Origin of the sequence: Luedemannella flava (genome assembly GCF_039528515.1) — a bacterium.
GTDB lineage: Bacteria > Actinomycetota > Actinomycetes > Mycobacteriales > Micromonosporaceae > Luedemannella > Luedemannella flava.
The window spans coordinates 21,101-35,195 of the sequence record NZ_BAAALT010000101.1 but is presented as its reverse complement, the minus strand read 5'-3'; the positions used below and the strand labels follow the sequence as shown (position 1 = coordinate 35,195).

Genomic DNA, 14,095 nt, shown 5'->3' with positions numbered 1-14,095 from the left:
CATGGAAGGGCGCCCGATCGGGCGCCCTTTCCATGTCGCCTGGTCAGCGGCGACGTGGGTCGTACTGCTGGTCGTAGCCGTCGTACTCGCCGTACTGCTGCTGTTGACCGTACTGGCCCTGGTCGTAGCCCTGCTGGGCATAGCCCTGTTCGTAACCCTGCTGGCCGTACTGGTCGTAGCCCTGCTGGCCGTAACCCTGTTCGTAGCCCTGCTGGGCGCCGTAGCCGCTCTGGTCGTAGCCCTGCTGCGCATAGCCCTGGTCGTAACCCTGCTGGGCGTAGCCCTGGTCGTAACCCTGCTGGGCATAACCCTGGTCGTAACCCTGCTGGGCATAACCCTGGTCGTAACCCTGCTGGGCATAACCCTGTTCATAGCCCTGGTCGTAGCCGGCGGCGCCGCCGTAGGTGCCGCCGCGCTGGCCGGCGGCCGCCATCCCGGCCGGCGCCGCGTACGGGTCGAAGTCGTCGTACCCGTCGCCGGCGTAGCGGGCGTCGCGCGGCTGCGGCGGCGCACCGTACTCCCCGCCGCCGCGGCGGGGCGCGGGCGCCTCGTCGTAGCCGTCGTCGTAGTCGTCGTACTCGTCTTCCTCCTCCTCGCGCCGACGGCGGCGGGCGCGGCGGATGCCGACGATGCCCGCGATGGCCAGCGCGAGGCCGACGGCGCCGACGGCCGCGGCGATGCGCGTGAGGTCGGACGGGCCGAGCCTGTCGAACCAGCTCAGCTCCGCGCCCGGCGACTGCAGGCCGCCGCCACCCCCGTCGCCGCTCGGCTCCGGGGCCGGCGGCACGTGCGGCTTGTACGAAAGGATCTTGGGCGAGTCGCTCGCGTCGGCCTCGAGCTTGGAGGTCGTGTAGAACAGGGCGCCGTCGGCGCTGTAGGTGATCGACTCGCCGGAGGTCTCGTTGGGCAGGCGGGTGATCCGCGGCTTGCCCGTGGTGACCGCCTTGACCACGTCGCCGTCGGCCACGTCGAACTCGTACGCGTCCGCGTAGGTGCGAATGACGACCTTGGAGCCGTCGGGCGACCGGGCCGCGCCGGTGACCTGGTTGGCGAGCACCGACATGTCGTTCTCGGTGTCCGTCTTTGCCGGCTTGAACTCGCCGACCTTCTCCATCGGCACGCCCGTGGTGTCGTTGCCGACGAGCTTCTTCGTCGGCTTGTACAGCTCCGTGGCGCCGCCGTCGTTGGTGAGCACGATCGGCGTGTCGTCGCCGTCCAGCAGGAGGGCCTGGGCCGGGTGGGGGTCGTCCGGGAACGTCATCCGGTAGATCGTGGCGGCGCTGGTGTGGTTGGCGGGCACCTTCCACACCGCGATGGACGGCCGGTTCTTGGCGTCGCCGAAGTCCGCCACCCAGATCGTCTTGCCGTCCTTGCCCAGCGCCAGGTCCTGCGGGCTGCGCCGACCGGCACTGTTGGTGAACGTGTCGGTCACCTTGCACTTCTCGTCGAGGAAGGCGAGGCCCAGGTTGCTCCGGAAGCCGTCCGTGATCGCGGCGAAGCCGGACTCGATGGCCACCAGGCCGGTGATGGCCTTGAGGCCGGTGCCGCTGATGGTGCAGACCTTCTTGCCCGCGACGGGCTCTCCGATGATCAGGGCGTCCGCACCGCCCGTGTCCGAGCTTGCGGACGGGTCGGGGGTCGGCGCGGCAGCGGCGGCAGCCGTGACCGGACCGAGCGCCAGACCGGCGGCGAGGACTATGACGGAGGCCACGTGGTGGGGGGACAAGACACGTCGCATCGCACCAGTTTGGCAGAGGGACGCCCGCGCCGCCGCCTCGGATCCGGTCCGGCGGCCGGACGTGAGAGAAATCTTACGAATCGTAAGGATCCGCAGGTGGCGGTTCACACGGAGGTCGCCACAAAGGGTGCCAACTCGGCCGCGAGCCCTTCATCCACCCGCACCCGGACGGCCGTGCCGTCCGCGGTGTGCTCCGCGCTCAGCACCTCGCCGCGCTGGTGCAGCCGGGCGACCAGGTCACCCCGGTCGTACGGCACCACGGCCTCGACCTCGATGGCCGGACGGGGCAGCCGGGCCTCGACGGCGGCGCGCAGCTCGGTCAGGCCCACCCCGCTGTGCGCCGACACGAAGACCGCGTCGGGCCAGGTGCGCTTGAGGCGCAGCAGGGTCTCCTCGTCGGCGGCGTCGACCTTGTTGATCACCAACAGCTCGTTGATCCGCTCGGTGCCCACCTCGCCCAGCACCTCGTGGACCGCCCGGACCTGCTCCTCCGGGTCGGGGTGCGAGCCGTCCACCACGTGCACCACCAGGTCGGCGTCGCCGACCTCCTCCAGCGTCGAGCGGAACGCCTCGACGATCTGGTGCGGCAGGTGCCGGACGAAACCCACGGTGTCCGAGAGCGTGTAGATGCGCCCGTCGGCGGTGCGGGCCTGGCGGACGGTGGGGTCCAGCGTGGCGAACAGCGCGTCCTCCACGAGGACGCCCGCGCCGGTGAGCCGGTTGAGGATGCTCGACTTGCCCGCGTTGGTGTAGCCGGCGATGGCCACGGCCGGCACCGCGTTGCGGCGGCGGCCGGCGCGCTTGGTGTCGCGGATCGTGCGCATCGCGGCGATCTCGCGCTTGAGCTTCGAGATCCGGGTGCGGATCCGGCGCCGGTCAGTCTCGATCTTGGTCTCACCGGGGCCACGGGTGCCCACGCCGCCGCCCGCGCCGCCACCGCGGCCGGAACCACCGGCCTGCCGGGACAGCGCCTCACCCCAACCGCGCAGACGCGGGAGGAAATACTGCAGCTGGGCCAGCTCGACCTGGGCCTTGCCCTCCTTGGACTTCGCGTGCTGGGCGAAGATGTCCAGGATCAGGGCGGTCCGGTCGATGACCTTCACTTTGACCTGATTTTCCAGGGTACGCAGCTGGCTCGGCGACAGCTCGCCGTCGCAGATCACGGTGTCCGCGCCGGAGGAGAGCACGACGGAGCGCAGCTCGTCGACCTTGCCCCGGCCGATGTAGGTGGACGGGTCGGGGCGGCCGCGCCGCTGGATCAGCCCTTCGAGCACCTGCGAGCCGGCCGTCTCGGCCAGCGCGGCGAGCTCGGTCAGCGAGTTCTCCGCGTCGGTGACGGTGCCCTCGGTCCACACGCCGACCAGCACCACGCGCTCGAGGCGCAGCTGCCGGTATTCGACCTCGGTGACGTCGACGAGCTCGGTGGACAGGCCGGCGACGCGACGCAGCGCGTGCCGCTCCTCGAGCTCATACTCACCCGTGGTTGCCGGAGCGTCGTCGAACTCGAACTCCGGTACGACTTCTTTCTTAGCCATCCCATCGATCGTGCCATGGTGAGGGGCGTCGGTGCACCCCAGTTATGCCCGGCGCGGCACAATGCGTGCGTGGCCAACCGACTGCCCAGCGCCGGGTTCTCGATCACTGTCCGTGTCGCCGTAACCGCCGACGCGTCGGCTATCGGCCGGCTCACCACCTGCGTGGGCAGCGCCGGCGCGATCGTCACCGCCCTCGACGTGGTCGACTCCGACCACACCCGCATCATCGCCGACCTCACCTGCGACACCGCCGACGCGGCCCACGCGGCGCAGGTCAGCGCTGCGCTGCACGAGCTGCCCGGGGTCGAGGTGCGCAAGGTCAGCGACCGGACGTTCCTGCTCCACCTCGGCGGCAAGATCGAGGTGACCCCCAAGATCGCGCTGCGCACCCGTGACGAGCTGTCCCGCGCGTACACCCCCGGGGTCGCCCGGGTCTGCCTGGCCATCGCCGAGAACCCCGAGGACGCCCGCCGGCTCACGATCAAGCGCAACACCGTCGCCGTGGTGACCGACGGCAGCGCCGTACTCGGCCTGGGAAATATCGGCCCGGCCGCCGCGCTGCCCGTCATGGAGGGCAAGGCCGCGCTGTTCAAGCGCTTCGGCGGCGTCGACGCGTGGCCGGTCGTGCTCGACACGCAGGACACCGACGAGATCGTGCGGATCGTGCAGGCCATCGCCCCCGCCTACGGCGGCATCAACCTGGAGGACATCGCCGCCCCGCGCTGCTTCGAGATCGAGGAGCGGCTGCGCGGTCTGCTCGACATCCCGGTCTTCCACGACGACCAGCACGGCACCGCGATCTGCGTGCTGGCCGCCCTCACGAACGCGCTGCGGGTCGTGGGCAAGAACATCGCGGATGTACGGGTAGTGGTGAGCGGTGCCGGAGCGGCCGGCACGGCGATCATGAAGCTGCTGCTGCGCCAGGGCGTGGGCGACGTCATCGCGTACGACCGCGTGGGCGCGCTGCACCGGGGGCTCACCGGGCTCAACCCGTCCTGGCAGTGGCTGGTGGAACACACCAACGCCGGGAACTACGCGGGCGACCTGTCGGGCGCCATCCGGGGCGCGGACGTCTTCATCGGGGTGAGCGCGCCCAACCTGCTCACCGGGGCGGACATCGCCGGCATGGCCAAGGACGCGATCGTGTTCGCCCTGGCCAACCCCGACCCGGAGGTGGACCCCCGGGAGGCGCGCGAGCACGCCGCGATCGTCGCGACCGGCCGCTCCGACCAGCCCAACCAGATCAACAACGTGCTCGCCTTCCCGGGCGTGTTCCGGGGGATGCTGGACGCGGGCGCCCGCGGGTTCACCGCCGACATGGCCCTCGCGGCCGCCAAGGCGATCGCCGACGTCGTCGGCGAGGAGAAGATCAACGCCAGCGTGATCGTGCCCAGTGTCTTCGACGCCCGCGTCGCCCCGGCGGTCGCCGCCGCCGTCCGGGCGGCGGCCCGCGACGTGGCCCGCCCGAGCTCGCACAGCACCGACTGGGAGCCGCCCGAGCAGGCCTGAGCCGCCCGGGTGCGGGCGCCGTCGCGCCAGATCCGCGGCGCCGTCGCGCCAGGTCCGCGGCGCCGTCGCGCCAAGGTCGGGGCGCCATTCGGGCCAAGGTCGGAGCGCCATTCGCGCCAAGGTCCGGGCGCCATCGCGGGCTAGGCGCGCAGGCTGGCCAGGTCGATCTCGCCGGTGGCCACGAGGACGGCCGGCCCGCTCAGCACGCACCGATCGGGTGACACCGACACGGTGACGCGCCCGCCCGGCACGTCGATCGCGACGGTCCCCTCGGTCAGCGGATCCGTGCCCAGCCCGCCGGCCAGCGCGACGGCGGCCACGGCGCACGCGCCCGACCCGCACGACAGCGTCTCCCCCGACCCGCGCTCGATCACCCGCATGGCCACGTGCAGGTCCGCGCCGGGGACGTCGTCCTTGGCGAGCACCACGAACTCGACGTTCGCCGACTCCGGGAACTGCATGGTGTCCAGGCGCGGCACGGCGTCCAGGCTGAGCGTGTCGAGGTCGGCGACCGGGCAGACCAGATTGGGGTTTCCGCAGGTGGCCGCCGTGCCGGTGAAGATCACGCCGCCGACGTCGGCGGTGCCCCGGCCGCCGACGGAGGGCAGCGGCATCGACACGGCCACCTCGGCGCCCACCTCGGCGACCACGACGCCGGCCCGGGTGAGCACCGTGACCGTGGGGCCCTCCGCGAGGCCGGACTCGACCAGGTACCGCGAGTACACCCGTACGCCGTTGCCGCACATCGCGGCGAGCGACCCGTCCGAGTTCCAGTAGTCCATGAACCACTCCGCCTCGGCGGCCCGGTGCGCCACCTCCGGATGCGCCGCCGTCCGGACGACCCGCAGCACCCCGTCCCCACCGACCCCGAACCGCCGGTCACACACGGCCGCCACGAACTCGGGCGTGAGCGCCAAGGCCCCGTCGGGGTCGGGCAGCACCACGAAGTCGTTCCCGGTCCCGTGCCCCTTGGCAAAGCTCACGGCCCGGTCCGGCTCACTCACCATCGCATCCATCCCGCCCATCATGACGCACTCTCAAGATCACACCCAACCGGCGGGCAGTTATCCACAGGTCTTATCGCGACGCCGCGCGCACCACGAGACTCACCAGATGTCCGACCTCGACGAGTTGATCGCGCAGCAGGACGGCGCGTTGAGCGTGCGACAGGCGCTGCGCTTCCTCACCTACGGTGCGATCCGCGCCCACCTGCGGGCACGCCGCTGGCAGCGCCCGCACCGGGGCGTGTTGATCACGCACAACGGTGACCCGACCGACCAGCAACGGCTGTGGGTCGCCTCGTTGGCCGCCGGTGGTGGCGAGCCGGCGCCGATCGCCGGGCTGACGGCGCTGGTGGCGCACGGACTGCGCACCTTCGAAGCGCCCGCCATCTGGGTGCTTCTGCCCCGCACACGCGACCACCGCAACCCACCCGCCGGCGTGATCGTCCACCAGACGACGACCCTGACGAGTCGCGACCTTCACCCGACCGGGCGACCACCCCGCATCCGGGCACCCCGGTCACTGGTCGAAGCGGCAGCCTGGGCCCGCACCAACCGTGAGGCGCGCGCCATCATCGCCGCGACCTACCAGCAGCAACTGGTCCGCCATGACGATGTCCTCGACGCGCTCGCCCGCGCACCCAACGTCAACCGCCACCGGCTCATCGCCACAACCGTCCGTGACGCCGCTTACGGCGCGACCTCCCTGGGCGAGCTCGACCTACTCCGCGCCATCCGTCGCGCCGGTCTCCCGGAACCGGAGCTCCAATATCGTCGCCGTGATGCAGACGGCCGAACGCGCTACCTCGACGCCTACTACCCCGAATACGGTGTCCACCTGGAAGTCGACGGCGCTCAACATCACGATCCGTGGCAGGCCTGGGACGACATGGCCCGACAGAACGCCACGTGGATCCGTGGCGACCGGGTGCTGCGCTTTCCCGCCTGGCTCGTCCGCGACCGCCCCGAGATCGTGGTCACCCAGCTCCGCGACGCCCTGAGGGCCGCGGGTTGGCCCGGCTGACCAGTAGATCTTCGGGATCTCCTGTCGTCAGGCCAGCAGAAAACCCCGAAGATCCACTAAAAGCTCCGGCGCCACTCCTCGACGGCAACCATTGCGGTGGTTACAACGTCGGGGGAAGCCGCGTTCAGCCACGTTATGCGGGGGTCGCGGCGGAACCAGGAGCGTTGGCGGCGGACGAAGCGGCGGGTGGCTCGGGAGGTGTCCGCCGCCGCCGTCTGCTCGTCGCATTGACCGTCGAGGAAGGCTATGACCTGCTGGTAACCCAGCGCGCGACTCGCCGTGCGGCCCTCGCGGAGGCCGCGGACGATCAGGTGTTCCACCTCGGCGACGAGTCCCTCCTCCCACATGAGCTCCACGCGACGGTTCACCCGGGTGTCCAGGTCGGCGGGGTCGCGGTCGACGCCCAGTTGCAGCGCGGGGTGGTAGGGACGCTCGCCGGGGAGTTCGGCGGTGAAGGGGGCGCCGGTGAGCTCGATGACCTCCAGCGCACGGACGATCCGGCGGCCGTTGGAGGGGAGGATCCTGGCCGCCGCCGCGGCGTCGAGGGACGCGAGGCGGGCGTGCAGCGGGCCCGGGCCCACCTCGGCCAGTTCCGCTTCCAGGGTGGCGCGCAGGTCGGGGTCGGTGCCGGGGAAGGAGAAGTCGTCGAGGACGGCGCGGATGTACAGGCCGGAGCCGCCGACCAGGAGGGGCACCCTGCCCCGCGCGGCGATGTCGGTGATCGCGGCGCGCGCCCGGGCCTGGTACTCGGCGACGCTGGCCGGCTCGGTGACCTGCCAGATGTCGAAGACGTGGTGGGCGATCCCCCGTCGCTCGCCGACGCGCAGCTTGGCCGTACCGATGTCCATGCCCTCGTAGAGCTGCATGGAGTCGGCGTTGACCACCTCCCCGCCGAGCGCCTCGGCGAGGTCCAGGCTCAGCGCCGTCTTGCCGGTCGCGGTCGGACCGACGACGGCCACCACGGGAACCGGGCCGGTCACGCCGGCCGCCAGGTGGCGACGAAGTACGCCACGCCGTAGGGCACTTCGTCGGCGAGCAGGGACCCTCGCCAGGATCCGGAAGCGGCCGACGCGAGCACCTGCCAGGGCGCCCGCCCCGCCACCCGGAGTTCAGCAGCGACAACCGGGTCCAACGCCAGCAACGCCGAACTGTCCGCGGCGGCGAGCGCCGTCGCGACCGCGGAGTCGAACGGTTCGGCGCGCGGGTCGGCGTACCCCGGGGATTTTTCGCCGCGACAGGCTGAGCCGTCGCCCATCACCAGCAGCCCCCACCGGTCCGACGCGCGCAGCGCGTCGGCGAGTGAACGGCAACGCGAAGGCGACAGGTCGGCCGCCACGCTGTGCCGCTCGACGGGGACCGGGCTGGCCGGATGAAAGTATCGGTCCACCAGCCACGTGCCGACTGTCAGACTCAACGGGAGGCCCGGGGCGCCGGGCCGCACCGACAACGGCACCCCCCAGGGCGCGAACGACGTGGCGAAGGTGTCGTCCCAGGCGGCGGTGCGGTCGGCCGAACCGAGGATGACGAGGCGGTCGAGGGCCGCATCGGCCAAGGTCGCGACGGCTGTGGCGCACGCGGCGCGGAGCGCGTCGAGTTCCGGCGCGGCGCCGCCGGCGACCTCCGGAACGAGCAGGGGCGGATGGGGGCAAACGGCGACGGCGACCAGTGGCACGGGCCAACCGTAACGGGGCGCGGTAGCCTGGGAGCGCTCCCATCGGCACAGAAGGTCACGGTTCGGTCGCAGGAGTACAGTGGCCGCTCGACGTGTCCCCCCAATCCCCTGTGACAATGCCTGGGAGGACATGTTGATGTCGTCATGCCGCGCGCACCGCGTGGTGACTGCGCACTGGCGGCGATAGTCGGGCCGCCCGGCCCGACGCGCCGGGGATACAAGGATGGGCACATGAGCGACTGGACGGCCTTCGGTCGGGTCGACGAGGACGGCACCGTGTACGTCAAGACGTCCGCGGGCGAGCGGGCCGTCGGGTCATGGCAGGCGGGCACGCCCGAGGAGGGCCTGGCGCACTTCGCGCGTCGCTTCGCCGACCTCGTCACAGAAGTCGATCTCATCGAGGCCCGGCTCGCCAGCGGCGCGGCCGACGCGGGCCACTCGCTGAGCTCGCTGCGCCGGCTGCGCGGCTCGCTCGACGAGGCGCACGTCGTCGGCGACATCGACGGGCTCGGCGCCCGGCTCGACAAGCTCACGGGCGTCGCCGAGGAGAAGGCCAACGAGGCGCGCGCCGCGCGCGACGCCGCCCGCGTCGAGGCCCTCGCCGCGAAGACGGCGCTGGTCGAGGAGGCGGAGAAGATCGCCAACGAGTCGACCCAGTGGAAGTCCTCGGGCGACCGGCTGCGCCAGATCCTCGACGAGTGGAAGCTCATCAAGGGCGTCGACAAGAAGGCCGACGGCGAGCTGTGGAAGCGCTACGCCGCCGCGCGGGACGGGTTCACCCGCCGCCGGGGCGCCCACTTCGCCAACCTCGACTCCCAGCGTAAGCAGGCCACCGGGCAGAAGGAACACCTGGTCACCGAGGCCGAGTCGCTGGCCACCTCGACCGAGTGGGCGGCCACCGCCAACCGGCTCAAGGAGCTCATGTCCGAATGGAAGGCCGCGCCGCGCGCCAGCAAGGAGGTTGAGCAGCGCCTGTGGGAGCGGTTCCGCGCCGCGCAGGACGCGTTCTTCACCCACCGCAGCGAGGTGTTCTCCGCCCGCGACAACGAGCAGAAGGCCGCGCTGGAGAAGCGGCAGGAGCTGCTCTCGCAGGCCGAGGCCATCGATGTGGACGCCGACCCGCGCGCCGCGCAGGCCGCGCTGCGCGAGATCCAGGGCCACTGGCACGACACCGGCCGGGTGCCGCGCGAGGCGGCCGCCAGCCTCGACCGCCGGCTGCGCGCCGTGGACGACAAGGTCCGCGCCGCGATGGAGTCGGCGTGGCGGCGCACCACGCCCGAGTCCAGCCCGCTGCTGGCGCAGATGCGTGAGCAGGTGGCCGAGGCGGAGCAGCGCCTCGCCCGCGCCCAGACCGCCGGCGACGCCAAGCGCATCCGCGAGGCCCAGGCCGCCCTGGACCAGAAGCGGCAGTTCCTCAAGCTGGCCGAGCACAGCGGCTGACGGGCCGAGCAGCGCTTTTCTGCGCGGGCCGGAAGCTCCGATCAACAGCCTGACCTGCGGACGTTCCTCCGTTCGACCGGTCGTTCGACAGGTAAATTTCACTTACCGCATTGACCTGCACGGCTGAGGCCGTGCAGGTCAATGCGTTATGTCCCGCGTTACACCCGGGACATCGGTGATGTTGCGCGTTGACGCCCGAAGCTGGCCAGCAAAAGGATTGCGTCGAGCCCCCACGTGCCCCCTGTCCCTGGGCACCGGTCCGGGCCCGTCCACGCAACCATGCTGAAGGGTTCCTCCCCATGGCCATAAACCTCAGGGCCGGCAGCCGCCGCAAACGGTGGATCGCCGGGGCTAGCGCGCTCACGGCGGTCGCCGCCGGCACGCTGATCGCCATGACCGTCGCGGCCGGCCCGGCCACGGCGGCCGCTGCCGGCACCGGCGTCGGCTACCTGCGCACCAGCGGTAACAAGATCGTTGACAGCACCGGTGCCACGGTGCGTATCACCGGTATCAACTGGTTCGGCATGGAGACCGACAACAAGACCTTCCACGGTCTGTGGGCCTCCGCCACGTGGAAGCAGCAGATCGACAAGATGGCGTCGCTCGGCTACAACACGCTGCGGATCCCGTTCTCCAACGACTCCGCCAAGGAGGGCGTGACCGCCACCAGCGTCAACACGGCCTCCAACCCGGACCTGGTCGGGCTCACGTCGATGCAGATCCTGGACAAGGTCATCGACTACCTGGGTCAGAAGGGCATGCGGGCGATCCTGGACCGCCACCGCCCGACGTCGGCCGGCCAGAGCGCCCTCTGGTACACCTCCACGGTCTCCGAGGCGACCTGGATCAACGACTGGAAGTGGCTGGCCGCGCGCTACGCGGGCAACACCACGGTCATCGGCGCCGACCTGCACAACGAGCCGCACGCCGACGGCACCAACCCGGCCGCGACCGGCGCGTGCTGGGGCTGCGGCGACACCACCCGCGACTGGCGCCTGGCGGCCGAGCGGGCCGGCAACGCGATCCTCGGGGTGAACCCGAACTGGCTGATCTTCGTCGAGGGTGTGAGCTGCCCGAGCGGTGGCCTGTCGAACGTCTGGGACAACGACACCAGCAACGACGAGGACTGCGGCTGGTGGGGCGGCAACCTGTCCAAGGCCGGCGAGTTCCCGGTGCGGCTGAACGTGGCCAACCGCCTCGTCTACTCCCCCCACGAGTACGCGACGTCGGTGTACCACCAGAAGTGGTTCGACGACCCGACCTTCCCGGCGAACATGCCGGCGATCTGGGACAAGTACTGGGGCTACCTCTACAAGCAGAACATCGCCCCGATCATGATGGGTGAGTTCGGCACGACGATGCAGGCCGCCGTCGACAAGACGTGGCTCATCGAGCTCATGAAGTACACGGGTACGGGCGCCGACGGCATGTCGTTCACGTACTGGTCGTGGAACCCGAACTCGGGTGACACGGGCGGCATCGCGCTCGACGACTGGATCAGCATCAACACGGAGAAGCAGGCCATCCTGCAGCCGTACCTGATCGCGCCGGTGCCCGGCGGCTCGACGGTCGGCCCGACGGGCCCTGGCCCGACCAGCGCCGTCGTGACCAGCCGCGTGCCGACCAGCTCGGTCGTCACCAGCCGGCCGCCGACCAGTTCGGTCGTCACCAGCCGGCCCCCGACCAGCTCGGTCGTCACGACCCGACCCCCGACCAGCGCGGTCGCCACCACCGGCGGTCCCACGGGCGCCTGCTCGGCCACGGTGAAGATCACCAGCTCGTGGCAGGGCGGCTGGCAGGGCGAGGTCACGGTCAAGGCCGGCAGCGCCGCGATCAACGGCTGGACGGTGACCGGCACCATCAGCGGCATCACCCAGGCATGGAACGCCACGCTCACCACCAGCGGCTCCACCATCACGGCGAAGAACCTGAGCTGGAACGGCTCGCTCGCGGCCGGTGGCACGGCGAGCTTCGGGTTCCTCTCCAGCGGCACGGCGTCCACCCCGGCGCTCACCTGCACCAGCCCGTGACNGGGGGGGCGGGCCCCCCCCATCATCATTTCCGCAGGACGACCGGCGAAAAGTGTTATGTGCATCGATGGTTGCTGGGGGAAAGCGCTTACCATACGATGGGCCGGTGGGAGCCCTCAGGCCCGTGGCCCCGGGCAGCCATGGGCGCCGCGCCGACGTCCCCCCAGGACGGCGCGTAGCTGAACCAACCAATCACCGTCCACTGTGAAGGCGGAATCCACCATGCTCACCAGACGGCGGCGCTTCGCGCTGCTCGCGGCCAGCTCGGCCGTGGTCCTCGCCGGCACCATCCTCACCGCGACGCAGGCCCAGGCCGCCACCGGCTGCCGCGTCACGTACTCCGTGGCCAGCCAGTGGCCCGGCGGCTTCGGCGGCAACGTCACGCTCACCAACATCGGCGACCCGGTGACGAGCTGGACGCTCACCTGGAGCTTCGGCGCCGGCCAGACGGTCACCCAGGCGTGGAACGCCAACGTGACCCAGAGCGGGTCGAACGTCACGGCCACGAACGTCGGCTACAACGGCTCGCTCGCGACCAACGCGAGCGCCTCGTTCGGCTTCAACGGCTCGTGGAACAACTCGAGCAACCCGGTGCCGACGAACTTCGCCATGAACGGCGTCGCCTGCACCGGCTCGACCACCAACCCGACGACGGGCGGCACCACCACGGGCGGCTCGACCACCCGGCCGCCGACCAGCGCGGCACCCACCACCGGCGCGCCGGTCACCACCGGCAGCACCAACACGACCGGCCTCGTCGGCTGGGCCACCCAGGGCGGCGGCACCACCGGCGGCGGCAGCGCCGCCGTCACCACCGTGACCAGCTCGTCCGCACTGTCCAGCGCCGTATCCGGCACGACGGCCCGGATCGTGCGGGTCTCCGGCACGATCTCCTGCTCCGGCATGATCACCGTCGGGTCGAACAAGACCATCATCGGCAACAGCGGGTCGGCGATCGTCGGTTGCGGCCTGAACGTCTCCAACGCGAGCAACGTCATCATCCGCAACAACACGTTCCGCAACTGGAACGACGACGCGATCAACGTGCAGTACTCGACCCGCGTGTGGATCGACCACAACACGCTGTCCAACGGGTACGACGGCGCCATCGACATCAAGCGGGCGTCGGACTACATCACGGTGTCGTGGAACCTGCTGTTCAGCCACGACAAGGCGATGCTGCTCGGGCACAGCGACGACAACGCCAGTGAGGACCAGGGGCACCTGCGGGTGACCTACCACCACAACTACTTCAACGGCACCAACCAGCGCCACCCGCGGGTGCGCTTCGGCAACCCGGTGCACGTCTACAACAACTACTACTACAACATCGGCAGCTACGGCGTGGCCTCCACCGAGGGCGCGGGCGTGCTCGTCGAGGGCAACTACTTCGAGGGCGTCGACGACCCGTACCACCTGGGTGAGGGTTCGTCGTCGGCCGGCTCGCTGGTGGCCCGCAACAACTACCTGACCGGCTCGGGTTCGGGCCAGACCGGCGGTTCGGTCGCGTCGATCCCGTACCCCTACAGCCTGGACGCCGCCAGTTCGGTGAAGTCCATCGTGCAGTCGGGCGCCGGCGCGGGCAGGATCAGCCTCTGACGCGGCACGGACGGGGCCCGGCGGCGTCGCGCCGCCGGGCCCCGTCCCCCGTCCGTCACCGGGCGATCAGCACTGCCAGAGAATCGTCTTGACGTTCGGGCCCGTGTACACGTACCGGTCCGACACGTAGTACGGGCCGCCCGACGCGGCGTACAGGTTCAGCCAGACGTTGTTCCCGTCGACGGTCTGGCCGTACGTCCAGCAGTCGAACTCGTACACGCGACCGGCCGTCAGCGAGCCGGCCGACGCGTACGCCGTGCTCGGACCCTTGCGGACGGTCAGGTTGGTCGTGGTGTACACCTGCGCGCACATCGCGTAGTAGTCGCTGTACGAGACCGGGTTGCCGTACCCGTCGTGCGGGAACAGGCGGCAGTACTTCACGACGCTCGACACCTTGGTGCCCGCGGCCTGGGCGGGCGTCACCACCAGCGTCGACATGGCGGCGCCGAGGGCGAGCGCGACCATCGCGCGCTTGAGCAACTTCACGGTTTCTCTTCTCCTCCGTACATGACGGCATGATCGGCGTGACCGTACGTTGACGCTCGTA

The 14,095-nt window shown here is 70.9% G+C and carries 11 protein-coding genes; 5 read left to right on the top strand and 6 right to left on the bottom strand.

The features are described from left to right. Nucleotides 1–43: 43 nt before the first annotated feature. Both ABD211_RS17820 and hflX read right to left on the bottom strand, forming a co-directional pair. A complete protein-coding gene (locus ABD211_RS17820) occupies nt 44–1,738 on the bottom strand; it encodes a hypothetical protein (protein ID WP_344132737.1) in 1,695 nt (564 codons plus the stop codon). A 104-nt stretch (nt 1,739–1,842) separates the two neighbouring features. After that, complete coding sequence (gene hflX, locus ABD211_RS17815; RefSeq protein ID WP_344132734.1) at nt 1,843–3,273, bottom strand: GTPase HflX; 1,431 nt, start codon at nt 3,271–3,273, stop codon at nt 1,843–1,845. A gap of 15 nt (nt 3,274–3,288) precedes the next feature. On the opposite strand from hflX, the gene ABD211_RS17810 reads away from it, so the two are divergent. Further along, nucleotides 3,289–4,782, top strand: coding sequence for an NAD-dependent malic enzyme (locus tag ABD211_RS17810; protein WP_425560442.1), 1,494 nt, complete (start codon nt 3,289–3,291; stop codon nt 4,780–4,782). Nucleotides 4,783–4,922: 140 nt separating this feature from the next. Here the strand turns inward: ABD211_RS17810 and dapF are convergent, their stop codons facing one another. Beyond that, nucleotides 4,923–5,765: a diaminopimelate epimerase gene (gene dapF, locus ABD211_RS17805; RefSeq protein ID WP_344132806.1), complete on the bottom strand. Its 843-nt coding sequence runs from the start codon at nt 5,763–5,765 to the stop codon at nt 4,923–4,925. A gap of 130 nt (nt 5,766–5,895) precedes the next feature. Here dapF and ABD211_RS17800 point away from each other — a divergent pair, with 130 nt between their 5' ends. Beyond that, a complete protein-coding gene (locus tag ABD211_RS17800) occupies nt 5,896–6,807 on the top strand; it encodes a hypothetical protein (protein WP_344132731.1) in 912 nt (303 codons plus the stop codon). Nucleotides 6,808–6,863: 56 nt separating this feature from the next. On the opposite strand, the gene miaA is transcribed toward ABD211_RS17800, so the two are convergent. After that, the gene (miaA, locus tag ABD211_RS17795; protein WP_425560446.1) at nt 6,864–7,892 is read right to left on the bottom strand and encodes a tRNA (adenosine(37)-N6)-dimethylallyltransferase MiaA; all 1,029 of its coding nucleotides are present in this window, start codon (nt 7,890–7,892) and stop codon (nt 6,864–6,866) included. Next, nucleotides 7,784–8,479, bottom strand: coding sequence for a class III extradiol ring-cleavage dioxygenase family protein (locus ABD211_RS17790; protein WP_344132725.1), 696 nt, complete (start codon nt 8,477–8,479; stop codon nt 7,784–7,786). Before ABD211_RS17790 ends, miaA begins: the two co-directional genes overlap by 109 nt. Before the next feature lie 231 nt (nt 8,480–8,710). Between ABD211_RS17790 and ABD211_RS17785 the strand changes: the two genes are divergently transcribed. The 3 genes from ABD211_RS17785 to ABD211_RS17775 all read left to right on the top strand — a co-directional run bounded on the left by ABD211_RS17785 (nt 8,711) and on the right by ABD211_RS17775 (nt 13,548). Further along, on the top strand, nt 8,711–9,919 hold the full coding sequence (locus tag ABD211_RS17785; RefSeq protein ID WP_344132722.1) for a DUF349 domain-containing protein: 1,209 nt from the start codon (nt 8,711–8,713) through the stop codon (nt 9,917–9,919). 299 nt (nt 9,920–10,218) lie between these two features. Then, complete coding sequence (locus ABD211_RS17780) at nt 10,219–11,949, top strand: cellulase family glycosylhydrolase (RefSeq protein ID WP_344132719.1); 1,731 nt, start codon at nt 10,219–10,221, stop codon at nt 11,947–11,949. Between the two features lie 222 nt (nt 11,950–12,171). Further along, on the top strand, nt 12,172–13,548 hold the full coding sequence (locus ABD211_RS17775; RefSeq protein ID WP_344132716.1) for a pectate lyase family protein: 1,377 nt from the start codon (nt 12,172–12,174) through the stop codon (nt 13,546–13,548). 66 nt (nt 13,549–13,614) lie between these two features. Here ABD211_RS17775 and ABD211_RS17770 read toward each other — a convergent pair whose 3' ends face one another. Beyond that, nucleotides 13,615–14,034: an SH3 domain-containing protein gene (locus ABD211_RS17770; protein ID WP_344132713.1), complete on the bottom strand. Its 420-nt coding sequence runs from the start codon at nt 14,032–14,034 to the stop codon at nt 13,615–13,617. Nucleotides 14,035–14,095 lie beyond the last annotated feature (61 nt).

Coding starts and splice junctions, on each gene's coding strand:
- ABD211_RS17820 (WP_344132737.1), bottom strand. CDS start 1,738: ATGCGACGTGTCTTGTCCCCCCACCACGTGGCCTCCGTCATAGTCCTC.
- hflX (WP_344132734.1), bottom strand. CDS start 3,273: ATGGCTAAGAAAGAAGTCGTACCGGAGTTCGAGTTCGACGACGCTCCG.
- ABD211_RS17810 (WP_425560442.1), top strand. CDS start 3,289: ATGGTGAGGGGCGTCGGTGCACCCCAGTTATGCCCGGCGCGGCACAAT.
- ABD211_RS17800 (WP_344132731.1), top strand. CDS start 5,896: ATGTCCGACCTCGACGAGTTGATCGCGCAGCAGGACGGCGCGTTGAGC.
- ABD211_RS17785 (WP_344132722.1), top strand. CDS start 8,711: ATGAGCGACTGGACGGCCTTCGGTCGGGTCGACGAGGACGGCACCGTG.
- ABD211_RS17780 (WP_344132719.1), top strand. CDS start 10,219: ATGGCCATAAACCTCAGGGCCGGCAGCCGCCGCAAACGGTGGATCGCC.
- ABD211_RS17775 (WP_344132716.1), top strand. CDS start 12,172: ATGCTCACCAGACGGCGGCGCTTCGCGCTGCTCGCGGCCAGCTCGGCC.